This is a genomic window from Acidovorax sp. LjRoot118 (genome assembly GCF_964253575.1).
In the GTDB taxonomy this organism is placed as follows: domain Bacteria; phylum Pseudomonadota; class Gammaproteobacteria; order Burkholderiales; family Burkholderiaceae_C; genus Acidovorax.
The window spans coordinates 5,567,962-5,592,227 of the sequence record NZ_CAXURB020000001.1 but is presented as its reverse complement, the minus strand read 5'-3'; the positions used below and the strand labels follow the sequence as shown (position 1 = coordinate 5,592,227).

Sequence of the window (24,266 nt, the reverse complement as noted above, 5' to 3'; positions counted from 1 at the left end):
GTTGAAAGGGTTCGTAACGACGCCCCGACTATAGAACAGCTCCATGACATTCGACGAAACCGGCATACCAAGGAAGCACTTCCATGACCGACACGACCAACCCCACGCCCGGCACCGAGATCGATGTGGCCGCACTGCAGCGACGCCTGCGGCGCGAATCCCTGGTATTCGCTGCGATCTTTGCGCTGGTTCTGTTTGGCCTGTCCCTGGTGCTGATCGCCTGGCGGACCGAGCAGTTGCTGACCCAGCTCACGCAGGACCGTACCGTGCGCCTGCTGCGCCAGGTGGCCGACGAGACCGAGTCCGGGCTGCGCTTCGGCGTTTCCGTGGCCGACCAGACCGTGCTTTCCGAGCGGGTCGCGCGCCTGGGCGCAGCGGGCAGCCCGCTGCGCGGGGTGTTCATCGACACCGATAGGGGCGAGGCCGTTTTGCGCTCGGGCGACCCTGAGCTGCATGCCACCATCGCGCCGCGCTGGCGGCAGGCGGTGATCGACGCCGGGCCGGGCCATGCCCCGGCGGTACGCAACACGGGCCGCTATGCGTGGGTTGGCGCGGCCATTTTCGATTCCACCGGCGTCCCGGCGGCCACCCTGTGGGGGGCGCTCGACCTGGCCGAGGTGCGCGCCCAGGCGCGGGGCGTCGCGCTGGACATGGTGCTGCGCGCCCTGCCGCTGATGCTGCTGGCCCTGTTGATCACCTGGTGGCTGCTGCTGCGCTGGAGCAGCCGCGTCATCACCTCCATGCGCGGCATCGGCAGTGGCGTTGGCGCACGGGCCATCCAGGGCTCCGCCAAACAACTCTGGCTGGCCGTGGTCTTCAGCGCGGTGGTGGCGCCCGCCGCGATGCTGTGGATCGCGCGCGAGGCAGCACGTCCGGCCGTCACGGCGCAGATCCAGGAAAACGCCGACGCTGTGGGCCGCGCGCTGTCGGGCCAGGTCGCGCGCGCGCTGTCGCTCGGCGTGCCCTGGAGCGCGATGAATGGGGTGGACGAACTGTTTCGGCAGCAGCTTGTCGAAGCGCCCGAGCTGAACTACCTGGCACTGCAGCCCCCCAGCGGCCCGGCGCAAAATGCCACCTGGAGCGGCGACGCGCCTGCGCAGGCACGCGAAGATGCGTCCGACTTCCCGCGGCGCAAGCTCACGGCCGGCGATGGCGCCGTGGTCGTCGGCTACCCGGCCGACTTCGTGGACCGCCAGCTCGCGGGCATGTTGATCGACCTGGTGCTGGCCCTGGTGATCGCCGCCGTGCTGGTGCGCGAACTCGCGCGCGGCCTGTGGCGCCGCTCGCTGCTGTTCCCGCTGGCCGCCTATGTGCAGGCCCGGTTGTGGCAAGGGCTGCAGCGGCGCTGGCAAAAAAACCACACCATCGACCAGGAAAGCGCCCAGGCCCATGAGCGCGACGCCGCCGAATGCCGGGCACAGCTGATTCGCGCTGCGCGCAGTGGCAGCGCCACGGCCGAAACGCCCCAGGTCGGCGCCCAGCTCACCTTGCTGCGCCTGACCGTGTTCCTGGTGGCCCTGTCCGAAGAGCTGCTGCGCCCCTTCTTTACCGTGTTCGCCAGCGAGGTGCGGCCCATCGATGCCGCCCTGTCGCCCACCATGGTGGCCGGATTGCCCGTCGCCGCCTTCATGGCCACGCTGGCCCTGGCCCAGCCCGCCGGCCCGGCACTGGCGCGGCGCTTCGACCTGCGCTGGAGCCTGATGCTGGCGGCCCTGGTCGGCACCCTCGCGCTGACCGCCACCGCCTGGGCGACCGACGCGTGGACCCTGATCGGCCTGCGCGCCCTGGGTGGTGCGGCCTACGGCCTGGCGCTGATCCTGGTGCAGACGGCCATCGTGCGCATCACGCCGCCGCAACAGCGCGCGCGAGGTCTGGCCGAAGTGGCTGCGGCCATTGTGGCGGCAGGCATCGTCGGCCCGCCCTTCGGCGGCATGATCGCCGCCCGCGCTGGCGACGGCATCGGTTTCCTGGCCTGCGCGCTGTGCATGGTCGGCGCCCTGCTGGCCGCCCTGCGCCTGTCGCTGCCGGTGCCCGAGGGCAGCGCCGCAGCCCAGCGCGGCCTGGCCACCTCCGGCGGCTGGCGCGGCTACATGGCGGTGCTGCGCGAGCCACGCGCCATCTGGGTGATCCTGGGTGCGGCCCTGCCGGGCCGCCTGGTGGCCGTGACCATTCTCTCGGTGGTGGTGCCCCTGTACATGAACGAGCTGCAGCAGCCGCCTGCGGTCGCGGGCCGGGTGCTGCTGCTGTACTTCCTGTGCTTTGCGCTCACCGCCTCGCTGGCGGCGCACTGGTCGGACCTGCTCGGGCAGCGCAAGCCCTTCATCGTGGCGGGCGGCGTGCTCAGCGTGCTGGCCTGCCTGTCGCTGCCGGCCCTGGGCGGCGTCTGGGGCATGGCCGCCTGCTGCGCCCTGCTGGGCTTTGGCCAGGCGATGCAGTCGTCACCGCAGATCGCGCTGACGACCGAGGCCTTCGAGGGCGTGGCTGCGAGCCGCGCGAGCGCCACACCCGAGCAGGCACTGGCCGCGTTCCGGCTGATCGAGCGCGGCGGCAGCATCGTTGCGCCCTTTGTCACGGCGGTCGCCGTGACCGCCTTCGGCTATGCCGGCGCAGTGGTGGCCGTGGGCCTGCTGCTGTCGGTGTCCACCTTGAGCCTGGCCGCCGGCCTGCGCAACCCCCGCACCCAGGCCGCTGCGGCGGCCTGATGACCCTCTGGAGAATTACGATGAATCTGCGCCGCATCCTCATCGCCGCCGGGGCCGCCTGCGCCCTGCTGGGCAGCTCGGCTGCCATGGCCCAGAGCGCCGCCAACGCGGCGGCCTCTGGCGTGGCGGCCGCCACCAAGCGCTTCACCATCGCCATGGTGCTGCCGCGCGACGACCAGAACATCGAGGCGGGCTTCACCGGCTACCTGCAGCGCCAGGACGTGCCCGTGCAGTACGTGAGCATCCGCTTCTCGGGCCGCAGTGAGGACATTCCCGAGCTGCGCGCCAAGGTGCGCGCGGCACGCCCGGACCTGATCTATGCCTGGGGCACACCCACCACCCTCGCCCTGGCGGGCCGGGATGACCAGGCAGGCAAAGACGATGCGATTCGCGACCTGCCCATCGTCTTCACCGAAGTGACCGACCCGGTGGGCGCCGGTCTGCTGCGCACGCTGGAGGGCCATGGCCGCAACGTCACGGGCGTGAGCCACGTGGCACCGCTGCCGGTGCAACTCAACGCCATCCGTGCCTACCGCCCTTTCACGCGCCTGGGCTACCTGCACAACCCGGCCGAGCCCAACTCCGGCCTGATCCGCGACCGGCTCAAGGAGCTGGCGCGCACGCAGAATTTCGAGGTGGTCGAGGCCAGCCTGCCCCTGCTGCCACAAGGCGGACCCGACCCCACGCAGATCGCCCCGCAGATCCAGACCCTGGCCGAACGCAAGGTCGACTTCCTCTATGTCGGCCCCATCACCTTCCTGGCCTTCACGCACCGCGACGCCGTCACCACCGCCGCGCTCCAGAACAAGCTGCCGACCTTCTGCGCAACCGAGAGCATCGTGCGCCAGTCGGGCTGCCTGTTCGGGCTGTTCTCCAATGGCGCCAACATCGGCCGCTATGCCGGCTCCATGGCGCGCCAGATCCTGGTCGAGAAAAAACCGCCCCAGGCCATCGCGGCCTCTACGCTGCAGCGCTTCTCGCTGCTGGTCAACATGCGCACGGTGCAGGCGCTGGACCTGTATCCGCCCATGCTGCTGCTGAATGTGGCCGAAGTGATCAACGTGCCCAAGCAGGCCGCCGCCAACTGAAGCGCCGGCCGCGAACTGCGGTGCGGCCCCTACAATGGGCCGAACCGGAGTTCCAGGACTCCTTTTCTACAGCCACGATTCCAAGGATTGCGCCCATGAACCTCGAACAGGAGCGCCGCGACGACATCTTGATCCTGCGCCCACGCGGCCGCCTCGACAGCAACAGCTCGCCCGAACTCGAGCGCGTGGTCGCCGAGCAGCTCGAAGCGGGCACGCAGCGCGTGGTGTTTGACCTCTCTGCTCTAGACTACATCAGTTCCGCCGGACTGCGCGTGGTGCTGCTCGCGGGCAAGAAGCTGCGTGCCAGCAAGGGCAAGCTGGTGCTGGTCGGCCTGAGCGACATGGTGCGCGAGGTGTTTGACATGAGCGGCTTCCTGACCCTGTTCGCTGTGACCCATACCCTGGACGAAGGACTGGCCAAAGTCTGATTGGTCCACCGCCCTGGGTTTAGCTGCGAAAGCGCCGCCGCGTCAGCGCCAATGCCACCCAGAAGGCCGCCACCGTGGTCACCACCAGCACCAGGCCATGGCGCAAGGGGTGGGCGGGCCACTGGTCCATGAACAGCGGGCGCACCAGCTCGACAGCGTTCGTCAATGGCAACCAGTCGGAGATGGCGCGCACGATGGGCGGCAACTGCTCGCGCGGGAAGAACACGCCCGACAGGAACATCATCGGCGTGAGCACCAGTGTGAAATAGTAGGTGAAGAAGTCGTAGCCCTTGGCCAGCGCGTTGAAGATCAGCGCGATGCTCGAGAACATGATGCCCACGCCCAGCAGCACGGGCCAGGCCACCAGCAGCTTGGGGCTGTGGCTGATGCCCAGCGCCAGCATCACCCCGAGGATGGCCGTCACGGTGAACAGGGCCTTGAAGGCGGCCCAGAGCATTTCGGCCAGTACCACGTCGTCGAGCCGCACGGGCGCGTTCATGATGCCGTCCCAGGTCTTTTGCACGTGCATGCGCGAGAAGGCCGAGTACAACGCCTCGAAACTCGCCGCATTCATGGCGCTCATGCAGATCGATCCGCTGGCCAGGAACAGGATGTAGGGCACCTTGGTCATGCCACCCTCTGCGGCCACGTTCACCTGGCCCACCAGCGCGCCCATGCCGTAGCCGAAGGCCACCAGCCACATCAGCGGTTCGGCGATGTTGCCCACCAGGCTGGGGATGGCCAGCTTGCGCCAGACCAGCAGATTGCGCAGGAACACGGGCCACCAGCGCGAGGACAGCGAAGGCGGCATCCATACGGACGGGGTGGGTGGCGGCGCCTGGGGCGAAGGGGGAGCGGTTTGCATGGCCCTATTGTGCTGCGGCTTGCCCGGGCATGGCCATTGCTTGCGCCCTGGCGCATGTCCGCCAGCGCACTGCACCTGCCCCCCAACGCCCCCGCCCTCTGGCGCGAGCGGCTGGGCCTGTTGCTCGAATCCACGGGCGAGGGCGTGTTCGGCATCGATCTGGCGGGCGATTGCGTCTTCATCAACCGGGCCGGCGCGCGCATGCTGGGGCTGGCCACCGGGGAGGTGATGGGGCGCAACATGCATGCGCTGACCCACCACTCCCACCCCGACGGCAGCCCCTATGCCGACAGCGACTGCCCGATCTTCAATGCCTTCCGCTCGGGCCTGCCTTGCCGGGTGGACAGCGAGGTCTTCTGGCGCGCGGACGGCACGGCCTTTGCCGTGGAGTATTCGAGCCACCCCATCGTCGAGGCCGGCCAGGTGCAGGGCGCGGTGGTCACCTTCGTGGACATCACCGAGCGCCGGCGCGCGGCCGGCGAACTGCAGCGCGCGCACGACGAACTGGCCCGCGCCAACGACGAACTGGAGCGCCGGGTGGCCGCGCGCACACAGGAGCTGTCACAGGCGCTGGGCCAGTTGCGCGAACTCTCGGCGTATTCCGAGCAGGTGCGCGAGGATGAGCGCACGCGCATCGCGCGCGAGGTGCACGACGAGCTGGGCAGCCTGCTCGTGGCTTTGAAGATGGACGTCAACTGGCTGCACAAGCGCCTGGGCGAGCAGGGCGAGCGCGCCCCCGAGGCGGCCATAGACATGCGCCAGCAGATGCGCTGCAAGTGCCAGAACATGAGCCGCCTGATCGAGAATGCGGTGGACAATGTGGGCCGCATCATCACCGACCTGCGCCCGAGCATCCTGGACCACCAGGGCCTGTGGGCGGCGCTGGAGTGGCAGGCGCAGGAGTTCGTGCAGTCGGCAGAATTGCAGCTCCACTGGCAGATGGAGGTGCCCGAGGCGCTGCACCTGCCCGAGCCAGCCGCCATCGCGGTGTTCCGCATCTTCCAGGAGATGCTGAGCAACGTCGGGCGGCATGCACAGGCCAGCGCTATTCGCATCGACATCGACATCAAGGACGATCACTTGCAGTTGCGTGTGCAGGACAACGGGGTGGGCGCCACGCGCCAGGCGCTTGAGGCGCCCACGGCCTATGGCGTCATGGGCATGCGCGAGCGTGCGCGGCAACTTGGTGGCCACCTGCACATCAGCAGCGAGCCCGGCGATGGCTCGTGCCTGAAGTTGCGCATCCCGCTGGAGGCTACGCCATGAGCGCTCCGGTGCGCGTGCTCATTGGCGACGACCACCGCATCGTGCGCGAGGGCCTCAAACAGGTGCTGGGCGACCCGGCCAACGGCCTGCCCGACATCGTGGTGGCAGGCGAGGCCACCCATGGTCAGGAGGTGCTCGACCAGGTGGCGGCGCTCTCCGGTCCGGCCGGCATCGACCTGGTGCTGCTCGATATCGCCATGCCGGGCATGGATGGCCTGGAGGTGCTGCAGGCCCTGCGCAAGGCCTGGCCGGTGCTGCCGGTGCTGATGCTCAGCACCTACCCCGAGCGGCAGTACGCGGTGCGCTGCATCCAGATGGGCGCGGCCGGCTACCTGCACAAGAGCGCCGACCCCGACGACATGGTGGCTGCCGTGCGCAAGGTGGCTGCCGGTGGCCGCTACCTCACGGAGGCCACGGCCCAGGCGCTGGCGGGCGCGGTAGAGCGCACCGGGGTGGTGCGGGTGACCCAGCAGGGCATGCCAGCCGGGGTGGACGCGCTATCGTACCGGGAGCACCAGGTGTTCCGATTGCTCACGGCGGGGCAGAGCGTGGGCGAAATTGGTGCGCAGCTCAAGCTTGCGCCCAATACGGTGAGTACCTACCGCGCGCGCATCCTCGAAAAAACCGGCGCGCGCAACGACGTGGAGCTGGCGCTGCTGGCACGCGGCACGCCGGCGGAGTGATTTCCGGGCAATGCAGGCCCGGTTTGTAGTGCTGCCCCTACATGCTGTAGACATCGCCCCCACGAATTCATGGCGGCGGGGCGGGTGAGGGTGCAACTGGCCCGCGCTTTGCGTAGTGCATGGCATCAACTTCTCCGAGGTGTGCCATGTCCGAATTCTTCTCGCCTTTCGATGCCGACCGCCCGTTGATGCTCAAGTGCAGCTGCGGCCGCGACCATACGGCCGCAGACCACCATGCCGAGGTGTCGGCCGACGCTGCCGCCGCCACCCTGCGCCAGCGCAGCCTCACCAGCGAGTTCGAGGCCTACAGCAACGAATTCATCGAAGCCACCCTGGTCAAGGCGCTGTTCCCGCAGGACGCGGTGCGCCGGCGCTTCATCAAGGCGGTGGGCAAGGGGACGGCCATGGCGGCCATTGCCAGTGTGCTGCCAGTGGCCAGCATGCAGGCCATGGCACAGGAGAAAGGCGCGCTGGAGAAGACCAATCTCAAGATCGGCTTCATTCCGATCACCTGCGCCACACCGCTGATCATGGCCCACCCGCTGGGCTTCTACAGCAAGCAGGGCCTGACCGTGGAGGTCACCAAGACGGCCGGCTGGGCGCTGATCCGCGACAAGATGATCAACAAGGAGTACGACGCCACGCACTTCCTGTCGCCCATGCCGCTGGCGATCTCGATGGGCCTCGGCTCCAACGCCACGCCGATGAATGTGGCCACCATCCAGAACGTGAACGGCCAGGCCATCACGCTGGCCCTGAAGCACAAGGACAACCGCGACCCGAAGAACTGGAAGGGATTCAAGTTCGCGATCCCCTTCGAGTACAGCATGCACAACTTCCTGCTGCGCTACTACCTGGCCGAGGCAGGGCTGAACCCCGACACCGACGTGCAGCTGCGCGTGGTCCCGCCGGCCGAGATGGTGGCCAACCTGCGCGCCGGCAATATCGACGGCTTCCTGGGCCCCGACCCGTTCAACCAGCGTGCCGTGTTCGAGGAGGTGGGCTTCATCCACCTGCTCACCAAGGACCTGTGGAACGGCCACCCCTGCTGCGCCTTCGGCACCAGCACCGAGTTCATCCAGAAGAACCCCAACACCTTCGCCGCGCTGTACCGCGCCGTGCTCACCTCGGCCGCCATGGCGCGCGACCCGGCCAACCGCGAGCTCATCGCCAAGGTGATCGCGCCCCAGGCCTACCTGAACCAGCCCGAAGCCGTGATCAACCAGGTGCTCACCGGCAAGTTCGCCGACGGCCTGGGCAAGATCCAGAACGTGCCCGACCGCGCCGACTTCGACCCCATGCCCTGGCAGAGCATGGCCGTGTGGATGCTCACGCAGATGCAGCGCTGGGGCTATGTCAAGGGCGACGTGGACTACAAGCAGATCGCCGAGAAGGTCTTCCTGATCACCGACGCCAAGAAGCAGATGAAAGCGCTGGACCAGAAGGTGCCCGAGGGCGCCTACCCCAAGTTCAAGATCATGGGCCGCGAGTTCGATGCCGCCAAGGCCGCCGAGTACGCGAAAAGTTTCCCGATCCGCAAGGTGACATGAAATGAAGCACCCCCTGAGTCGCTTCGCGCCTTCACCCCTCTCTCGCATTGCTGCGCAGTGCGGGAGGGGGACGCCCCCAGCGCACGCCAGCGAAGCGCCGCCTACGCGGGGTGGCGGCCCTTGCGCGGGGGCGCTGGCTTCGGCCCTGCCCGTTTCGCGGGCTGGTGGATTTGTGAAGCAAGGAGATTTGACATGACAAGTTCCAAGAGTCTGAACCTGCGCGCGGGCCTGTTGTCCGTGCTGATCTTCCTGGCCATTCTGGGCATCTGGTATGCGGCCACGGCGTCGTCGGGCCCCGCCAACAGCACGGCGGGCATGACGGCGGAGCAGATCGAATACGCCAAGATGATGGGCAAGGACCCGGGTGCCAGCACCAAGAGCAGCGGTTTCCCCTCGCTGGGCGAAATGGGCGCCACGGTGTGGAGCCATATGTCCAACCCGTTCTACGACAACGGGCCCAACGACAAGGGCATCGCCATCCAGCTGGCGCATTCGCTGGGCCGCGTGGCGCTGGGTTTTGGCCTGGCCTGCCTGGTGGCGATACCGCTGGGCTTCATCATCGGCATGTCGCCATTGCTGCGCCGTGCGTTCGATCCGTTCATTCAGGTGCTCAAGCCCATCAGCCCGCTGGCGTGGATGCCGCTGGCGCTCTACACCATCAAGGATTCGTCGATCTCGGGCATCTTCGTGATCTTCATCTGCTCGGTGTGGCCCATGTTGGTGAACACGGCCTTCGGCGTGGCCTCGGTCAAGCGCGAATGGCTCAACGTCTCGGCCACGCTGCAGGTCAACCCGCTGCGCAAGGCTTTCCTGGTGATCCTGCCGGCTGCGGCGCCCACCATCCTCACAGGCATGCGCATCAGCATGGGTATCGCCTGGCTGGTGATCGTGGCCGCCGAGATGCTGGTGGGCGGCACGGGCATCGGCTACTTCGTGTGGAACGAGTGGAACAACCTGTCGCTGACCAACGTGATCTTCGCCATCCTGGTGATCGGCGTGGTCGGCATGTTGCTCGACCTGGCCTTCGGCCAACTGCAGAAGGTGGTGACCTATGTGGAGTGATGTCGCCCAGCGCCCGGCCGCCACTGCCCCCGACGCCCCGCAACGAAAGGCCTCCCCTGTGACCTCCGGTTTTCTCCAGATCGATCGTCTCAGCAAGGCCTATGTGGCCGCCAAGCCGGTGTTCGCCGACGTGTCGTTCACGCTCGACAAGGGCGAGTTCGTCTGCATCATCGGCCACTCGGGCTGCGGCAAGACCACCATCCTCAACGTGCTGGCGGGGCTCGACACGGCCACCTCGGGCACCGTCATCATGGACGGCCGCGAAGTGGCCGGCCCCAGCCTGGACCGGGGCGTGGTATTCCAGAGCCATGCGCTCCTGCCCTGGCTCACCGTGCGCCAGAACATCGCCTTTGCCGTCAAATCACGCTGGCCCGACTGGAAGAGGCCCCAAGTCGACGCGCATGTGGAGAAGTTTGTCGCGCTGGTGGGCCTGTCGCCGGCCATCGACAAGAAGCCCTCGCAGCTGTCGGGCGGCATGAAGCAGCGCGTGGGCATTGCGCGCGCCTTCTCCATCCAGCCCAAGATGCTGCTGCTCGACGAGCCCTTCGGCGCGCTCGATGCGCTCACGCGCGGCACCATCCAGGACGAGCTCATGGCCATCGTGCGCCAGACGCAGCAGACGGTGTTCATGATCACCCACGACGTGGACGAGGCCATCCTGCTGGCCGACCGCATCCTGCTCATGAGCAACGGCAACGAGTCACCCGCGGGCTACCACCCGGGCGGCATCGCCGAGGTGGTGGTGAACCCGCTGCCGCGCGAACGCACGCGCAGCAGCCTGCACCACCTGGACGGCTACTACGCGCTGCGCAACCACATCGTGGACTTTCTCGTGACCCGGGCCAAGGCCCACTGACCTCGCCAGAGACCACCCCGCCGGGTCGCCTGCATGGGTGGCCGGGGAGATCTGCACCCTGAATTTTTGCCCCCTGTTCCAACGTCCAAACCCAAAGGAGCCAACATGAACCGCAACGACGTCACCGAAAAGATCATCAGCACCAAAGTTTCGAAGGGCCTGCAATGGGATGCCATTGCCAAGAAGGTCGGCCAGTCCAAGGAGTGGACCACCGCCCTGTGCCTGGGGCAGATGACCGCATCGCCCGAGCAGGCCAAGGTGCTGGGCAAAATCTTCGGCCTCACGGCCGAAGAGCAGAAGTGGCTGCAGGTCGTGCCCTACAAGGGTTCGCTGCCCACGCCCGTGCCCACCGACCCGCTGATCTACCGCTGGTACGAGATCGTGAGCGTCTACGGCACGACCATCAAGGAGCTGATCCACGAGGAGTTCGGCGACGGCATCATGAGCGCCATCGACTTCAGCATGGACATCACGCGTGAAGCCGACCCCAAGGGCGACCGCGTCAATGTGGTTCTCTCGGGCAAGTTCCTTCCCTATAAGCAGTACTGAGTCTGCTCGCTTCGCCGGCAGCAGCGCTCAGAGTACCTGGACGGCCCGGCCGATGAACTGGATAGGCCCTGTTGGCTTGCCGATGGGCGAGCCCGTGGGTGGCTCCAGCGTCAGCTCGAAGAGCTGGTTGGGCTGCAGTGGCGGCAGCTTGTCGAGGGCCAGTTGCAGCGGCTGGCCGGGCTTGACCAGGCCCAGCGAGACGGGGCCGTTCCAGCCGTCGGCCTTGGTCCAGAACTCGAGCGCCTTGTCGGCCGGCACTTCGGCCACGCCCAGCGGTATCAGGCTGATCTGCCGGGTCGAGCTGGCCTGCACCACCCAGCCGGGCGCCTTGTCCTGCGGCGCCACCAGCACGACCATGAATTTCGGTGGTGCTGCCACCGGTGCCGTGCGGGTGACCAGCACCGCTGCCAGCACGGCCGCCATGGCAAAGCCCGACCCCGCGAGCGCGCGCCACAGGCCCAGGTGGTTCCACCAGCCACCGGAAGTGTTGCGCGGGCGCATTGTTGCTGCAGGTGCGGCCGGCGCCCTGGCCTGCTGGCGCGTGCCCTGTAGCGATGCCTCGATGCGAGAAGCCAGGTGCGCAGGCAGTGGCACGGGCTCGGCCAGTTGGGTCAGCGGCAGCAGCCGATCCTCCCAGTCGTTCACCGCCTGCTGCAGCGCAGGCTCGGTGGCCAGGCGCTGAGAGACGGCCAGGCGCTCGGCTGCGGGCAACGTGCCCAGCACGTACTCGCCGGCCACCACCTGCAGGTCGTCGTTCGGGTCTTCGGGGTAGGGCGTGCTCATGCCATGCACTCCCGCAGCGAGGTCAGGCTGCGCCGTATCCAGGCCTTCACGGTGCCCAGGGGCGCGCCCAGGCGTTCGGCGATCTCGCCGTGCGAGCAGCCTTCGACATAGGCATGCAGCACGCAATTGCGGCGCGCCGGCTCCAGTGCCTCCAGGCAGTGCTGCAGGCGGCCCAGGCTGGTGTTCAGCTCGAAGCTGCTGGCGGCGTCATGGAAGGCCTGCACGGACATGTCGGCCTCCAGGGTGTGGGTGGTTTCCTCGTCGATATCGACGTGGCGGCGCGCGTTGCGCACGGCGTTCAGCGCCAGGTGGCGCACCACGCTGTAGATCCAGCCGCGCGCACTGCCGCGCGCCGCGTCGTAGCCCGTGGCCCGGCTCCAGATGTTCACGCAGGCGTCGTGCACGATGTCCTCGGCCAATGCCCGCTGGCGCACGATGCGCAGCGCTACGCCCAGCATGCGTGGGCCCTCGTGCTCGTACAGCCGGCGCATGGCCTGGCGGTCGCCGGCAGCGCAGCCGGCCAGGGCCGCTTCGTAGTCAAAATCGCCAGGGGTGTCAGGCACAGGTTGCGAGGGGCTTGGCACGGTCGGTTCTGTGGCTGGGCACCGCGCAGCGCGCGGGCCCAGAGCGTGGATGCATCGTAGCCGAGAAGCTACTGAATCCACGCGCAATCCCCTGTGTCCCAGGGGATTGCGTACACGCCTGCAATGGCAGGCGGCGTCTTACGCTGCCTTCCAGAAGATGTAGTCGGCCTGGTACTTCACGATCTGGCGCTCGCCCTTGTTGGCGGCGCTGCAGGCGGCAGCGGGTGCCGCGCCGCCCTTCAAGGCCACACGCTGGATGTAGGTCACGCCCGTCATGGCGCCCGAACCCATGGCCGGGTTGGCCTTGACCAGTTGGTAGGGGATGTTGCCGGCACCGGCCGGGGCCACGGCCACCTGCGTGGCGGTCAGCTTGGAGCCGTCCTTCGACTCCCAGGTGGCAGGTGGGCCGTAGTAGGTGCCCACTTGCTTGCCGGCGCGGTCGTTGAGCACGGCCTTGGGGCCCACGAAGAACCATTCGGTCTGGCCGGGCGCGTTGGCCTTGTCGCGGCATTCGTAGGTGATCTCGCCCACGCCCACGGTTTCCATGGCGACCTTGTTGCCGCCGGGCACCTTCACGGTGTCGGGCAGGCTGTCCTGCGAGAACATGGGCCCGCTGCTGGAGCCCATCATCGAGCCGCAGGCCGTCAGCAGGGCTGCGGCGGCGAGGGCGCCGGCCAGGGGGATGAGGCGGGAGATCGTTGGCTGGGTGGTCGTCATGGCGTTCCTCTTCTTCAAATGGGTTGAATGGACAGCAGCAAAAAAGTGGGCTGCTGCAGGTACTACCCACGAGGACGCCGTTTGGATGCAGGCCCGCAGAAAAATAGTTGAAATATTTTTTGCGTGCCCGGGTTTCACCGATCAGAGGCTCATGGGCCAGGAGCTGGTCTTGACCCGGATGGAGGCGGGCCGGGGCTCATACGGCACATCGCCCGCCCCGGCAATCGCCGCCGCGATGGTGCGCGCCTGCCGGGCGATGGGCTCGATGAAGCGGCTGGCCTGCCCGCCGATGGTGATGCAGTCGCCCAGGGCGTGGATGCCCTGGACGCTGGTCTGCAATTGCGCGGGTGTCACGGCAATGCCGCCATCCCAGGCCAGGCCGGCACTCTGGGCCAGGCGCGGCGGGGTCTGCAGGCCGGCGGCCACGATCACCTGGTCGGCCGTGAACTGCCGGCCGTCGGTGGTGGTCAGCTGCAGGGCTCCGTCCGGACTGTGCACTGCGAGGGGATCAAGCGAAGCCACGCGCACGCTACCCACGAACGCGATGGGCAGCTGCCCCCATGCCGCCAGCAGTTCACTGGCGCGGGCTTCGCCAGCGCAGCGCGCCAGCGGCAGGGGCTCGGTATCGAGCAGGGTGATGCTGTGGCCGCCCAGCGCCAGGTCGTTGGCCAGTTCGCAGCCGATCAGACCGGCGCCCACGATGAGCACCCGGCGCGGGCTGTGTCCCAGTGCGGCGCGCAGGCGCTGGTAGGCCTGCAGGTGGTTGATGCGCCAGCACAGCGCGGCCGGCAGCCCCGGGGGCAGGGCAGCGCGCGCGCCATGGGCCAGCACCAGGTGCTGGTAGCGCAGCGGGCCGCGCGTGGTGCGCAACGTGCCACCGTTCGCAGATGTGTCGATGCGCACGGCATGCGTGTGTGCCAGCAGCCGCAGGTTCAGGCGCGCCGCCGCGGCGGTGCCGGTTTCGCGCACCAGGCGCTCGGCGGGCAGGTGCTTGGCCATGGCGATGGACAGCTGCGGCTTGTCGTACAGATCGCCGCTGCAGTCCGTCACCAGGGTGATGGGGCGCTGCGCGTTCAGGGCGCGCAGGGCTTCGGCGACCAGCCAGCCGGCCCGGCCCGCGCCAACGATGACCACGCCAGGGGCCGCATGGCGGCTGACCGCGGGGGCGCTGGCCGTGCGGCTGCGGGCCTGGGCCTGGAGCGCCTCCAGGCTGGGTGCCAGGTAGGGCTCGAAATCGCCCTTGGTCACGCCGCACAGCGGGCAGGCCCAGTCCTCGGGGATGTCGGCAAACCGTGTACCGGGCGGCAGGCCGCCGTCGGGGTCGCCCTGTGCCTCATCGTAGATGTAGCCGCAGGCGTGGCAGATGTACTGCAGCCAGGGGTCGTCGGCCAGCGTGGAGTGGGTGATGGCGGCAGCGCTCATGCCGGCATCTCCTCGGTGGACAGGCGCGCGATCTCCTTGCGCAAGTGCTTGATGGCCGGGGTGACGATGGCCACGAAGTGCGATTCGCGCACCCGGCGCTGCACGTCCGAGCTCATGAGATAGCCGCGCGCGCCCTGGTGCATCAGGGCCGACTGGGCTGCGCGCAGGCACAGCTCGGCGCCATGGGCGCGGGCGTCCAGCACGTCGATGAAGAAATCGGTGCGGGTGTCGAAGGGCGTCTCGGCCAGCCGCATCACGCGCGCGGTCAGCGCGTCGAGTTCGGCCTGCAGGGCGTCGGGCCGGTCTTCGAGGAACTGATTCACGTGGCCGAGCTGGGCCTCCACGGCCCACATCGAGTCGATGGCCCCCTGCGTGACGCCCACGGCCATGCCGCACTGCAGCATGACAAAGGCGGCGCGGATGCGCGCGATGGTCGGCCGTGTCGGGTCGGCCAGGGTGTTGTCCGCACCGACGAAGTGGTCCTTGAGGCGCAGCGCATAGGTACCCGTGCCCTCCATGCCCGAGAAGCTCGGGCACTCGCGCATCTCCACACCCGGCGCGCCGCAGCGCAGCAAAAACATCAGCTCGCGCGGCGCGCTTCCTTCGGGCTGGGCGATGGCGGCCACGGCCCCGCAGTAGTGGTCGGGCCCCAGGTTGCTGACCCAGGGCAGGGTGCCATTCACCAAGTAGCCGCCGTCCACCGGCGTGGCCTTGAGCAGCAGGGCCTCGATCTGGGCATAGCTCTTCATGGGGTTGGACAGGGCCGTGCCGCCCAGGCCGACCCCGCTGGCATGGCGCTGTAGCACCTCGCCCATCAGCGCGGGGTTGCCCGAATGCTGCAGGTACAGCCCGCACACTGCCTGGCACCACAGCATGAAGCCAGTGGCGCCGCACACGCGCGAGACCTCGGCCATGGCGCGGATGGCCAGGCCGTAGTCTGCTGGGCCGGCCGTGCTGTCTAGGTGCACCCCCATCGCGCCCACGGCGCCCAGTTGCTGCAGCTCGGCGCGCGGGTAGTAGCCCACGCGGTCGATGGCCTCGGCCTGCGCGGCCAGCGGGCCCTGGGCGATGGCGCGCACGGCGGCGAGCAGTGCATCGCCCTGCAGGGCGCCTTCCAGGTGGAGTTGGGGAGGGAGGTCGGCGGGTTTCATGGGGCGAGGTCCTTGGGTGTGCGCGGCTGGGCCAAGACGGGGACGGGCGGGCAGTTCAGTCGGCCAGGCTGATCTCGAACGGGATCGGGTTGCGCATGCTGTTGGCCACGGGCGAGTAGAAGTTGGCGTGCTGCACGATCTCGTCGAGCACTTCGCGCGGTGCGTCGCCCTCGATCAGCACCTTCACGCGGATCGCCTGGAAGCCCATCTCGGGGGGCAGCTTCTGCAGCGCGCCCCCGGCGCCCCAGGCAGCGGGGTTGCCGATGTCGCCCTCCATGAAGATCTCGATCTTGCTGAGCGTGACCTGCTTCCAGGTGGCCACGGCGGTGATGCCCACGGCCAGGCAGCCGCCCAGGCCCGAGAGCACGATCTCGCCCGGGGCGGGTGCCGTGTCCTGGCCGAACAGGTGCAGTGGCTCGTCCACCACCACCGGCGTGTGCTGGCCCACGGTGCTCAGCGAGCGGTACTGCCCCTCCATCACCGTGTGGACCTTGTTGGTGCCGCGGCTGGCGGGGTTGTTGCGGCCTTTTTCGGCAAAGGCCATCAGGCCATCGCGGTCGATGGGACGCAACGCGGTGTGGACGGTGGTGACGGGGGCGGTGGGTTCCAGCAGGTCGGTGGACATGGGTTTCCTTGGTGCAGTGATGAAAGATGGAGAAATGAGAAGGGGCACATGGGGGCGCCCGCCAGTGCCTCAGGCGGCCAGGGCCAGCGCGGGTTTGCGCGCCGTGCGCAGCAGGGGCAAGCCGCTTTCGATGGGCAGCTTGTCGTCACGCGACCATTCGTTCCACGAGCCGAAGTACATGCGCACGTCGGCAAAGCCGGCCTGCTTCAGGGCCAGGAAGGTGTTGGACGCACGTGCGCCCTTGAAGCAGTACAGGTACACCGTGTCGCTCGGGGCAATGCCTGCGGTGGCGCACTCGGCGCGCACCTCGTCCGGCGATTTGAAGACCGGGCCTTGCGCTGAGGGCTTCATGAAGCGGTACCACTCCACCCACTTGGCGCCCGGCAGGCGGCCCTTGCGCGGTGCGAAGTCCTTGCCGTAGGGGCTGGAGCTTTCGCCGATCCACTCGTCCACGTCGCGCACGTCCAGCAGCACGGTGTCGGTGCCCAGGGCCTCGGCGACGTTGTCCTTGGTCAGCATCACATCGGCGGTGGCCAGGCTGGTCGGGAAGATCGCGGGAGTGGGCACCACGGCTTCGGTGGAAACCGGCAGCTCGGCCGCCTTCCAGGCCGAATAGCCGCCGTTCAATACCTTGACCTTGGGGTAGCCCAGCCAGGTCAGCAGGTAGTAGCCGCGGCAGGACTGGCCGTAGCCGCTGTTCAGTGCGTCTTCGTAGAACACCGCCGTCTCGGCGCCCGACAGGCCGATGGCCCCCAGGTGCGCGGCAAAGGTGTCCTTGAGTTCCTGCAGGCCTTCGGGGCTGGAGGTGGCCAGGAAGGTGAAGGTCTCGCGCAGGTTCACCGCACCCGGGATGTGGCCCAGGGCATAGGTGTCGGCGTCGCGGGTGTCGATCAGGACGACGGGCTCTGCGGCCTGCAGGGCCTGCAATTGGGTGGGCGAGATCAGGACGGCGTCGGAATCGGTGCTCATGGGAAACCTTTCGATGCGGTGGTGGGCAGGATGGCCTGCTTCCCTTACTGCAACAGGTGTGCCAGCGCGGCCGATTCAGCGTGAAATCCCATGAAGTCGTTTCCCATGCTATTTCGGGTGCTACTCAATAGATAGCAAAAATGGGCTTCATGGCCTCGATTGCAGGGACTGTTGGCGACTGCCCTGAACACTGTGTCGACAAATTGTCGACACAGTGGCGGGCCTGCCACCAGCCTCAGCGCAGACCCGCCTTGCGCAGGCGGTAGCTGAACTGGCGCAACGTGAGCCCCAGGCTTTGCGCCGCGCGCGACTGGTTGCCGTGGTGCTCGGCCAGGGCCGCCTGCAGGGTGTGGGCGCTGTGGGAATGCGCCGGGGCGTAGTCGCGCACCAGGGGCGCCTCGGCTGGCGCCTGCGCCGGGGGGGCTGCCACGGGGGCCGGCTGGGTGGCCATGGCGCCAGGAAGGAAGCGGTCCAGCTCCGCACCGGTCACCAGCGTGCCTTCGGCCAGCAGCACCATCCGTTCGATCAGGTTGCCCAGTTCGCGGATGTTGCCGGGCCAGGGGTGGGCCTCCAGCCGCGCCAGGGCATCTGCCGCCAGGTTCACGTTGCGCTGGTGGGCCTGGTTGGCGCGGCTCACAAAGTGCAGCGCCAGTGCGCGGATGTCCTCGCGCCGCTCGGCCAGCGAGGGCAGGCGGATCGGGATCACGTTGAGCCGGTAGTACAGGTCCTGGCGGAACTGCCCGGCCTCCACTTCGCGCGCCAGGTCGCGGTTGGTGGCGGCCACCAGGCGCACGTTGACCTTCACCTCGCGCTGCCCGCCCAGGCGCACCAGCGTGCCCTCCTGCAAGGTGCGCAGCAGCTTCGATTGCATGGCCAGCGGCAACTCGCCGATCTCGTCGAGGAAGATGGTGCCGCTGTCGGCCTGCTCGAACCAGCCCGCGCGCGCGGTGCTGGCGCCCGTGAAGGCGCCCCGCTCGTAGCCGAACAGCTCCGACTCGAACAGCGCATCCGGTATGGCCGAGCAGTTGACCTTGATGAAGGGCCGGTCGCGCCGGCCGCTGGCCAGGTGCACGGCGCGCGCGAACAGTTCCTTGCCCGTGCCCGACTCGCCCAGCAGCAGCACCGTGGCCTGGGTCTGCGAGACGCGTTCGAGCTCGCCCAGCGCCTGCAGCAGCGGCGGCGAGTTGCCGATCAGCCCGTAGCGCGCGCTCTTGGTGTTGAGCGCGTTGGCCAGCACGGCGTTGCGTGCCTCCAACTGGCGCGTTTGCTCGGCCACCAAGGCCTCGAGCTGCAGCAACTGGCCTACCAGCGTGGCCAGCACGCGCAGCACGGCCAAGTCGTCGTTCAGGTGGCGCTGGCGGCTGCGGATGCGGTGGCAGGCCAGCACGCCGATGGGCGCGTGGTTGAGTTCGATGGGCAGGGCGATGAAGGCTACCGTCTCGGGCGGCAGGTGGCTGCGCTGCACCGCGCGCGCCAGGAACAGCGGCTCGGCATCGATGTCCTGCACGATGGCGGGTTGCCCTGTAGACAGCACACGCCCGGTGATGCCCTCGCCCCAGGCGTAGCGCCCGCGCTCCACCTCGGCCTGTGTGAGGCCATAGGCGTGCTGGATGGAGGAGGTGCGCGCGGCTGAAGGGGAGCTGCTGGCGGCGCCATCCACCAGCACGATGCGGCCACGGTTCAGGCCCAGCAGTTCGCTCATCAAATGCAGCATTTCGCGCAGCACCAGGCCTGGCGCCAGGCTGCGGCCAATCAAGCGCATCACCTCGCGCATCAGCAGCAGCTCCTGCGCGTGCCAGTCGGGCGTGCCCTGGGTGCGGGGCTTGCCGGGGGAGAGCGGGGCGGTCATGCCCGGGGTACTGCAAGTTCTGCGCCACGCGGACTGAGTCCGGGTGCATTAAAGTCGGCACCCACGGGCCGCCCTGCGGGCGGCAAAACCCTCCACCTTCTGTCGAAAGCAACGCCATGACCACCTTCGGAACCCCCTTGTCCCCCCATGCCACCAAAGTCATGCTGCTGGGCTCGGGCGAGCTCGGCAAGGAGGTGCTGATCGCGCTGCAGCGCCTGGGCGTGGAGACCATCGCCGTCGACCGCTACGAGAACGCCCCCGGCCAGCAGGTGGCCCACCACCGCCGCACCATCACCATGAGCGACCCGGCACAGCTCAAGGCCCTGATCGAGGCCGAGCGCCCCCACCTGGTGGTGCCCGAGATCGAGGCCATCGCCACCCCCATGCTCGAAGAGCTGGAAGCCGCCGGCACCGTGCGCGTGATCCCCACGGCCCGCGCCGCGCGCCTGACCATGGACCGCGAAGGCATCCGCGTGCTGGCCGCCGAGACCCTGGCCCTGCCCACCAGCCCCTACCAATTCTGTAACTCGCTGGAAGAACTGCAGGCTGCCATCGATGGCGGCATCGGCTACCCCTGCATCGTCAAGCCGGTGATGAGCAGCTCGGGCAAGGGCCAGAGCAAGATCGACGGCCCCGGCGACGTGAAGACCGCCTGGGACTACGCCATGGCTGGCGGGCGGGTGAGCCACGGCCGCGTCATCGTCGAGGGCTTCATCGACTTCGACTACGAGATCACCCAGCTCACCGTGCGCGCCGTGGGCGCCGATGGCCAGATCGAGACCCATTTCTGCGACCCCATCGGCCACGTGCAGGTCAGCGGTGACTACGTGGAAAGCTGGCAGCCCCACCCCATGCACCCGGCAGCGCTCGAAAAATCGCGCCAGATCGCCAAAGCCGTGACCGACAACCTGGGCGGCCAGGGCCTGTTCGGGGTGGAGCTGTTCGTCAAGGGCCAGGACGTCTGGTTCAGCGAAGTGAGCCCCCGCCCGCACGACACCGGCCTGGTCACCCTGTGCACCCAGAACCAGAGCGAGTTCGAGCTGCACGCCCGCGCCATCCTGGGCCTGCCGGTGGACACCAGCCTGCGCAACCCCGGCGCGAGCGCCGTGATCTACGGCGGCGTGGACGCCGTGGGCATCGTCTTCGATGGTGTGGAGGACGCCCTGCGCGTTCCTGACACCGACCTGCGCCTCTTCGGCAAGCCAGAGAGCTTCACCAAGCGCCGCATGGGCGTGGCCCTGGCCCGCGCTGCGGACGTGCACACCGCGCGAGACAACGCCAAGCTGGCCGCCAGCAAAGTCAAGCCACGGAAGGCTTGATCCCGTTCAACCATCCTCGCGAATCTGCCGGCCGGTGAGCTTGAGGAACAGATCCTCCAGGTTGGCAGGCCGGTGCAGGGTGCGCAGATGCGGGTGCGCACCCAGCGCGTGCAGCAGCGGCTGGGCATTCTGGGTGTAGAAGAACACCGTTTCGCCGCTGACTTCCACGCGCGCCGCCAGGCTGCGCAGCGCGGCATCTTCGGCCAGCGCCACGGCGCCCACCCCGAAAACCTCCACCACGTCGGGCTCCAGGTGCTGGGCGATGAGCTCGCGCGGGCGGCCTTCGGCGATCTTCTTGCCATGGTCGAGCACCAGCAGGCGCGAGCACAGACGCTCGGCCTCGTCCATGAAGTGGGTGGTCAGCAAAATGGACTTGCCCTGCTGCAGCAGCAATTGCAGCCGCTCCCACATCAGGTGGCGGGCCTGGGGGTCGAGGCCCGTGGTGGGTTCGTCCAGCAGCAGCAGGCGCGGGTCATTGACCAGGGCGCGCGCCAGGCTCAGCCGCCGCTTCATGCCGCCCGACAATTCACCGGGTTTGGCGTTCGCCTTGTGCGTGAGGGCCGCGAATTCGAGCAGTTTGGGCACGCGCTCGTCCATGGCCGGGCCCTTGATGCCGAAGTAGCGGCCGAATACGCGCAGATTTTCGTAGCAGGTGAAATCCGGGTCCAGCGTGTCGAACTGCGTCACCACCCCGATCTGCGCCTTGATGGCCAGGGCGTCGTGCGGCATGTGCAGGGGCGCGGCACCAGCGGTGGGGTAAAAGCGCACGCTGCCGCTGTCGGGGTTGGCCAGGCCCAGGCACATGCGGATGGTGGTGGTCTTGCCCGCCCCGTTGGGGCCGATCACGCCCAGGCATTCACCGGGGGCGATGGCGAACGAGACGTCGTTGACCACCGTGGTTTCGCCATAGCTTTTGCGCAGATCGCGCACTTCGAATAGATCCGTCATGCACCGATTGTGTGCGATACCGGAATACGGGGTGCGCTCAGGGGCTGGGAGTTTTTTGGCCGTGTCCGAGGGGCGCGCCAGAACGCCCTGGATCTAGGCGCAAAGCACAGCCATAGCTCGTGCTATGGCGAGCATTTGCTTTCGACGAGCCGGGGTGTTTTGGCGTGCAAGGCGGGCATGGACGAAAGACTCTCAGCCTCTCAGGCCTCGACCATGCGGCCGCGGCCTTGGGCCTTGGCCAGGTAGAGCGCGGCATCGGCCCGGGCCATCAGGTCCGGCAGGCGCGTTTCCGCAGGCAGCAGCACGGCCATGCCGGCGCTGTAGTCAAGCGTGAAACCCAGTTCGGCGGCGCTGGCGTCGTGCAGGCGCGTGCGCAGGCGGCGGTCGAAGGCAAGTCCCGCAGGCGCGCTGTTGTGCAGCAGCAGCACGCCGAATTCCTCGCCGCCGAGCCGCCCGACGAGGTCACCGGTGCGGCAGGTTTCTTCCAGCAGGCGGGCGAAGAGTTTCAGCGCCCGGTCGCCCCTCTCATGGCCGTGGGTGTCGTTGATCTGCTTGAAATAGTCCAGGTCCAGCACCAGTGCCGTGAGCGGCAGGTGGTGGCGCCAGGCGTGCGAGAGCATGTTCTCGGCCTGCTTGGTGAAGCCGCGTCGGTTGAGCACGCCGGTGAGCCCATCGGTCATGGCCAGCGCGCGCAGCTTCTGCTCGGCCTCGGCACGCCAGGCCACCAGCAGGGCCACGGTGCCCAGCACCAAGCAGACATTGGTGGCCACGGCCGCCGCCAGGTTCACGGGGTGGGGGGTGCGAAAGCTCGGGTACTGGTCGGTGAAGGCGCCCAGCATGCCGCGCGCCAGGGTGAACGCCGCCGAGGTGACCAGGCAGGCCATCAGCAGGCGCCGCCAGCGTGGGTCGGCATAGCGTGCAGGGTAGAGCGTGGCGCGTGCCACGATGAGCAGGATGGCGGCCATCAGCAGGTTGGCCCAGCCCACGCGCCAGGCATAGTCGCCAAAGGCGAGCGTGTAGCCCAGCGGGGTGATCACCACCAGCACCAGCAGCAGGGACTTCAAGGGCCGCTCGCCCAGCCATTCGCCCAAAGCGCGGTACAGCATCCACTGCGCCAGCGCGTTGCAGGCCACCGACAGGGTGGACAGGGCCTGGTCCCACCAGTAGCCAGCCGCGATGATGGCGGCCCAGGCCGTGGCCTGCAGCAGCATGCTGGCCTGCACGCAGCGGGCCGCCGGGCTCACCCCGGGGCCCATGATCAGCGGCAGGGCGGCCGAGATCATGAACAGGTTGGCGGCCATCACCGCCATCAGTGTCAGAAAGTCCAGTGGCATGGATGGGTGCGCCGCCGTGTGGCGGGGATGGTATTACTGGAATGCCACCTCGGCAAAGCTGCGCAGCTTGCGGCTGTGCAGGCGGTGAATGCCGCCCTCGCGCAGGATCTCGATGGCGCGCATGCCGATGCGCAGGTGCTGGTCCACCCGCTCGCGGTAGAAGTGGTTGGCCATGCCGGGCAGCTTGATCTCGCCGTGCAGCGGCTTGTCGCTCACGCACAGCAGGGTGCCGTAGGGCACGCGAAAGCGGAAACCGTTGGCCGCGATGGTGGCGCTTTCCATGTCCAGCGCCACGGCGCGGCTCTGGCTGAAGCGGCGCTGGGGCATGTTGTCGGGCAAGAGCTCCCAGTTGCGGTTGTCGGTGCTGGCCACGGTGCCGGTGCGCATGATGCGCTTGAGGTCGGCTTCGGCGATCTGGGTCACGTCGGCCACGGCCTGCTCCAGCGCCACCTGGATCTCGGCCAGCGCCGGGATCGGCACCCACAGCGGCAACTCCTCGTCGAGCACGTGGTCTTCGCGCACGTAGGCATGCGCCAGCACATAGTCGCCCAGTTGCTGGCTGTTGCGCAGGCCAGCGCAGTGGCCCAGCATCATCCAGGCATGCGGGCGCAGCACGGCGATGTGGTCGGTGATGGTCTTGGCGTTGGCCGGGCCCACGCCGATGTTGACCATGGTGATGCCGCTGCGGTCCTGGCGCACCAGGTGGTAGGCGGGCATCTGCGGCAGGCGCGGCGGGGCCACGCCCAGGGCGTCGGCCTCCGCCGCCGGCAGGCCGACGCGGCGCGTGATCACGTTGCCCGGCTCGATGAAGGCCACGTACTCGCTGTCGGGTTTGGCCATCTCGGCATGGCCCAGGCGCACGAACTCGTCGATGTAGAACTGGTAGTTGGTGAACAGCACGAAGTTCTGAAACCACTCGGGTGCCGTGCCCGTGTAGTGGCGCAGGCGGTGCAGCGAGTAGTCCACACGTGGCGCGGTGAACAGCGACAGCGGCTGTGCCTCGCCCTGGCGCGGCGCCCAGGTGCCGTTGGCGATGCCGTCGTCCATGGCGGCCAGATCGGGCAGGTCGAACACGTCGCGCATCAGCATGCGGCGCTCCTGCGTCAGTGTGCCTTCGATGTGGTCGTGCTCGGCGAACGAGAAGTGGATCGGAATGGGCTGTGCGCTGGTGCCCACTTCCAGTTCCACGTTGTGGCTCTTGCGCAGCAGGCGGAACTGCTCGGCATAGTAGTGGCCAAACAGGTCCGGGCGGGTCAGCGTGGTCTCGTAGCGGCCGGGCCCTTCCACGAAGCCATAGGCCAGCTTGGTGTCCGCCCGTGCCACCGTGGTGGTGTGGATGCGCACGAAGGGGTAGAAGGCGCGTACATGCCCCGCCGGCGTATCGCCGGACACGAACTGGTGCATGGCCTCGCGCAGGTGGCCGATCTGCTGCTGGTAGATGCGCTGCACCTGGGCCAGGGCCTCGGCCGGGTCGGTGTGGCGGGTGGGGGCGATGAAGTCGGGAATCAGGGGCATG

22 protein-coding genes are annotated in these 24,266 nt (G+C 68.3%); 10 read left to right on the top strand and 12 right to left on the bottom strand.

Going from position 1 to position 24,266, the window contains the following annotated elements; all coding sequences use genetic code 11:
* Positions 1-83 precede the first annotated feature (83 nt).
* From ACSQ9E_RS26205 to ACSQ9E_RS26195, 3 genes are all read left to right on the top strand, one after another.
* Positions 84-2,702 carry an MFS transporter gene (locus ACSQ9E_RS26205; RefSeq protein ID WP_436219580.1) on the top strand — a complete coding sequence of 873 codons (2,619 nt, stop codon included), beginning with the start codon at positions 84-86 and terminating at the stop codon, positions 2,700-2,702.
* A 20-nt stretch (positions 2,703-2,722) separates the two neighbouring features.
* On the top strand, positions 2,723-3,790 hold the full coding sequence (locus ACSQ9E_RS26200) for an ABC transporter substrate-binding protein (RefSeq protein ID WP_057199918.1): 1,068 nt from the start codon (positions 2,723-2,725) through the stop codon (positions 3,788-3,790).
* 95 nt (positions 3,791-3,885) lie between these two features.
* Positions 3,886-4,218 (top strand): STAS domain-containing protein, encoded by a 333-nt coding sequence (locus ACSQ9E_RS26195; protein ID WP_057266465.1) that lies wholly within the window; start codon positions 3,886-3,888, stop codon positions 4,216-4,218.
* Positions 4,219-4,237: 19 nt separating this feature from the next.
* Here ACSQ9E_RS26195 and ACSQ9E_RS26190 read toward each other — a convergent pair whose 3' ends face one another.
* A complete protein-coding gene (locus ACSQ9E_RS26190) occupies positions 4,238-5,083 on the bottom strand; it encodes an ABC transporter permease (RefSeq protein WP_428002653.1) in 846 nt (281 codons plus the stop codon).
* 54 nt (positions 5,084-5,137) lie between these two features.
* Here ACSQ9E_RS26190 and ACSQ9E_RS26185 point away from each other — a divergent pair, with 54 nt between their 5' ends.
* The 6 genes from ACSQ9E_RS26185 to cynS all read left to right on the top strand — a co-directional run bounded on the left by ACSQ9E_RS26185 (position 5,138) and on the right by cynS (position 11,049).
* Positions 5,138-6,349 carry a PAS domain S-box protein gene (locus ACSQ9E_RS26185; protein ID WP_428002652.1) on the top strand — a complete coding sequence of 404 codons (1,212 nt, stop codon included), beginning with the start codon at positions 5,138-5,140 and terminating at the stop codon, positions 6,347-6,349.
* Positions 6,346-7,032 carry a response regulator gene (locus ACSQ9E_RS26180; RefSeq protein ID WP_057266462.1) on the top strand — a complete coding sequence of 229 codons (687 nt, stop codon included), beginning with the start codon at positions 6,346-6,348 and terminating at the stop codon, positions 7,030-7,032. The genes ACSQ9E_RS26185 and ACSQ9E_RS26180 overlap by 4 nt, the downstream gene beginning before the upstream one ends.
* 146 nt (positions 7,033-7,178) lie before the next feature.
* Positions 7,179-8,582 carry a CmpA/NrtA family ABC transporter substrate-binding protein gene (locus ACSQ9E_RS26175; protein ID WP_057266461.1) on the top strand — a complete coding sequence of 468 codons (1,404 nt, stop codon included), beginning with the start codon at positions 7,179-7,181 and terminating at the stop codon, positions 8,580-8,582.
* A 192-nt stretch (positions 8,583-8,774) separates the two neighbouring features.
* Complete coding sequence (gene ntrB, locus ACSQ9E_RS26170; protein ID WP_436219579.1) at positions 8,775-9,644, top strand: nitrate ABC transporter permease; 870 nt, start codon at positions 8,775-8,777, stop codon at positions 9,642-9,644.
* Positions 9,634-10,500 (top strand): ABC transporter ATP-binding protein, encoded by an 867-nt coding sequence (locus tag ACSQ9E_RS26165; protein WP_436219578.1) that lies wholly within the window; start codon positions 9,634-9,636, stop codon positions 10,498-10,500. Before ntrB ends, ACSQ9E_RS26165 begins: the two co-directional genes overlap by 11 nt.
* A gap of 105 nt (positions 10,501-10,605) precedes the next feature.
* A complete protein-coding gene (gene cynS, locus ACSQ9E_RS26160; RefSeq protein ID WP_057199926.1) occupies positions 10,606-11,049 on the top strand; it encodes a cyanase in 444 nt (147 codons plus the stop codon).
* Positions 11,050-11,076: 27 nt separating this feature from the next.
* Here cynS and ACSQ9E_RS26155 read toward each other — a convergent pair whose 3' ends face one another.
* From ACSQ9E_RS26155 to ACSQ9E_RS26120, 8 genes are all read right to left on the bottom strand, one after another.
* Positions 11,077-11,832 (bottom strand): anti-sigma factor, encoded by a 756-nt coding sequence (locus tag ACSQ9E_RS26155; protein WP_057200230.1) that lies wholly within the window; start codon positions 11,830-11,832, stop codon positions 11,077-11,079.
* The gene (locus ACSQ9E_RS26150; RefSeq protein ID WP_057199927.1) at positions 11,829-12,395 is read right to left on the bottom strand and encodes a sigma-70 family RNA polymerase sigma factor; all 567 of its coding nucleotides are present in this window, start codon (positions 12,393-12,395) and stop codon (positions 11,829-11,831) included. The genes ACSQ9E_RS26155 and ACSQ9E_RS26150 overlap by 4 nt, the downstream gene beginning before the upstream one ends.
* Before the next feature lie 159 nt (positions 12,396-12,554).
* Positions 12,555-13,133 carry a DUF3455 domain-containing protein gene (locus ACSQ9E_RS26145; protein WP_436219577.1) on the bottom strand — a complete coding sequence of 193 codons (579 nt, stop codon included), beginning with the start codon at positions 13,131-13,133 and terminating at the stop codon, positions 12,555-12,557.
* Positions 13,134-13,274: 141 nt separating this feature from the next.
* Positions 13,275-14,555, bottom strand: coding sequence for an FAD-dependent oxidoreductase (locus tag ACSQ9E_RS26140; protein ID WP_436219576.1), 1,281 nt, complete (start codon positions 14,553-14,555; stop codon positions 13,275-13,277).
* Positions 14,552-15,706, bottom strand: a complete 1,155-nt coding sequence (locus ACSQ9E_RS26135) for an acyl-CoA dehydrogenase family protein (protein WP_436219575.1) — start codon at positions 15,704-15,706, stop codon at positions 14,552-14,554. The genes ACSQ9E_RS26140 and ACSQ9E_RS26135 overlap by 4 nt, the downstream gene beginning before the upstream one ends.
* A 55-nt stretch (positions 15,707-15,761) precedes the next feature.
* Positions 15,762-16,331 (bottom strand): OsmC family protein, encoded by a 570-nt coding sequence (locus tag ACSQ9E_RS26130; RefSeq protein ID WP_436219574.1) that lies wholly within the window; start codon positions 16,329-16,331, stop codon positions 15,762-15,764.
* 69 nt (positions 16,332-16,400) lie between these two features.
* Complete coding sequence (locus ACSQ9E_RS26125) at positions 16,401-17,300, bottom strand: sulfurtransferase (RefSeq protein WP_057199932.1); 900 nt, start codon at positions 17,298-17,300, stop codon at positions 16,401-16,403.
* A 235-nt stretch (positions 17,301-17,535) separates the two neighbouring features.
* Complete coding sequence (locus tag ACSQ9E_RS26120; protein WP_436219573.1) at positions 17,536-19,149, bottom strand: sigma-54 interaction domain-containing protein; 1,614 nt, start codon at positions 19,147-19,149, stop codon at positions 17,536-17,538.
* A gap of 116 nt (positions 19,150-19,265) precedes the next feature.
* On the opposite strand from ACSQ9E_RS26120, the gene purT reads away from it, so the two are divergent.
* Positions 19,266-20,468: a formate-dependent phosphoribosylglycinamide formyltransferase gene (gene purT / locus ACSQ9E_RS26115; RefSeq protein WP_057266452.1), complete on the top strand. Its 1,203-nt coding sequence runs from the start codon at positions 19,266-19,268 to the stop codon at positions 20,466-20,468.
* Between the two features lie 6 nt (positions 20,469-20,474).
* Here purT and ACSQ9E_RS26110 read toward each other — a convergent pair whose 3' ends face one another.
* The 3 genes from ACSQ9E_RS26110 to ACSQ9E_RS26100 all read right to left on the bottom strand — a co-directional run bounded on the left by ACSQ9E_RS26110 (position 20,475) and on the right by ACSQ9E_RS26100 (position 24,265).
* Positions 20,475-21,416: an ATP-binding cassette domain-containing protein gene (locus ACSQ9E_RS26110; protein ID WP_436219572.1), complete on the bottom strand. Its 942-nt coding sequence runs from the start codon at positions 21,414-21,416 to the stop codon at positions 20,475-20,477.
* 200 nt (positions 21,417-21,616) lie between these two features.
* Complete coding sequence (locus tag ACSQ9E_RS26105; protein ID WP_436219571.1) at positions 21,617-22,750, bottom strand: GGDEF domain-containing protein; 1,134 nt, start codon at positions 22,748-22,750, stop codon at positions 21,617-21,619.
* Positions 22,751-22,783: 33 nt separating this feature from the next.
* Complete coding sequence (locus ACSQ9E_RS26100) at positions 22,784-24,265, bottom strand: AMP nucleosidase (protein WP_057199937.1); 1,482 nt, start codon at positions 24,263-24,265, stop codon at positions 22,784-22,786.
* Between the last annotated feature and the right edge of the window lies 1 nt (position 24,266).

Bases quoted from the DNA above. Each gene is read 5' to 3' on its own strand.
- ACSQ9E_RS26180 (WP_057266462.1), top strand. From the start codon at position 6,346: ATGAGCGCTCCGGTGCGCGTGCTCATTGGCGACGACCACCGCATCGTG.
- ACSQ9E_RS26205 (WP_436219580.1), top strand. From the start codon at position 84: ATGACCGACACGACCAACCCCACGCCCGGCACCGAGATCGATGTGGCC.
- ACSQ9E_RS26190 (WP_428002653.1), bottom strand. From the start codon at position 5,083: ATGCAAACCGCTCCCCCTTCGCCCCAGGCGCCGCCACCCACCCCGTCC.
- ACSQ9E_RS26100 (WP_057199937.1), bottom strand. From the start codon at position 24,265: ATGCCCCTGATTCCCGACTTCATCGCCCCCACCCGCCACACCGACCCG.
- ACSQ9E_RS26185 (WP_428002652.1), top strand. From the start codon at position 5,138: ATGTCCGCCAGCGCACTGCACCTGCCCCCCAACGCCCCCGCCCTCTGG.
- ntrB (WP_436219579.1), top strand. From the start codon at position 8,775: ATGACAAGTTCCAAGAGTCTGAACCTGCGCGCGGGCCTGTTGTCCGTG.
- ACSQ9E_RS26165 (WP_436219578.1), top strand. From the start codon at position 9,634: ATGTGGAGTGATGTCGCCCAGCGCCCGGCCGCCACTGCCCCCGACGCC.
- ACSQ9E_RS26105 (WP_436219571.1), bottom strand. From the start codon at position 22,750: ATGCCACTGGACTTTCTGACACTGATGGCGGTGATGGCCGCCAACCTG.
- ACSQ9E_RS26125 (WP_057199932.1), bottom strand. From the start codon at position 17,300: ATGAGCACCGATTCCGACGCCGTCCTGATCTCGCCCACCCAATTGCAG.
- ACSQ9E_RS26195 (WP_057266465.1), top strand. From the start codon at position 3,886: ATGAACCTCGAACAGGAGCGCCGCGACGACATCTTGATCCTGCGCCCA.
- ACSQ9E_RS26145 (WP_436219577.1), bottom strand. From the start codon at position 13,133: ATGACGACCACCCAGCCAACGATCTCCCGCCTCATCCCCCTGGCCGGC.
- ACSQ9E_RS26140 (WP_436219576.1), bottom strand. From the start codon at position 14,555: ATGAGCGCTGCCGCCATCACCCACTCCACGCTGGCCGACGACCCCTGG.
- cynS (WP_057199926.1), top strand. From the start codon at position 10,606: ATGAACCGCAACGACGTCACCGAAAAGATCATCAGCACCAAAGTTTCG.
- ACSQ9E_RS26200 (WP_057199918.1), top strand. From the start codon at position 2,723: ATGAATCTGCGCCGCATCCTCATCGCCGCCGGGGCCGCCTGCGCCCTG.
- ACSQ9E_RS26175 (WP_057266461.1), top strand. From the start codon at position 7,179: ATGTCCGAATTCTTCTCGCCTTTCGATGCCGACCGCCCGTTGATGCTC.
- ACSQ9E_RS26110 (WP_436219572.1), bottom strand. From the start codon at position 21,416: ATGACGGATCTATTCGAAGTGCGCGATCTGCGCAAAAGCTATGGCGAA.
- ACSQ9E_RS26130 (WP_436219574.1), bottom strand. From the start codon at position 16,331: ATGTCCACCGACCTGCTGGAACCCACCGCCCCCGTCACCACCGTCCAC.
- purT (WP_057266452.1), top strand. From the start codon at position 19,266: ATGACCACCTTCGGAACCCCCTTGTCCCCCCATGCCACCAAAGTCATG.
- ACSQ9E_RS26120 (WP_436219573.1), bottom strand. From the start codon at position 19,149: ATGACCGCCCCGCTCTCCCCCGGCAAGCCCCGCACCCAGGGCACGCCC.
- ACSQ9E_RS26135 (WP_436219575.1), bottom strand. From the start codon at position 15,706: ATGAAACCCGCCGACCTCCCTCCCCAACTCCACCTGGAAGGCGCCCTG.
- ACSQ9E_RS26155 (WP_057200230.1), bottom strand. From the start codon at position 11,832: ATGAGCACGCCCTACCCCGAAGACCCGAACGACGACCTGCAGGTGGTG.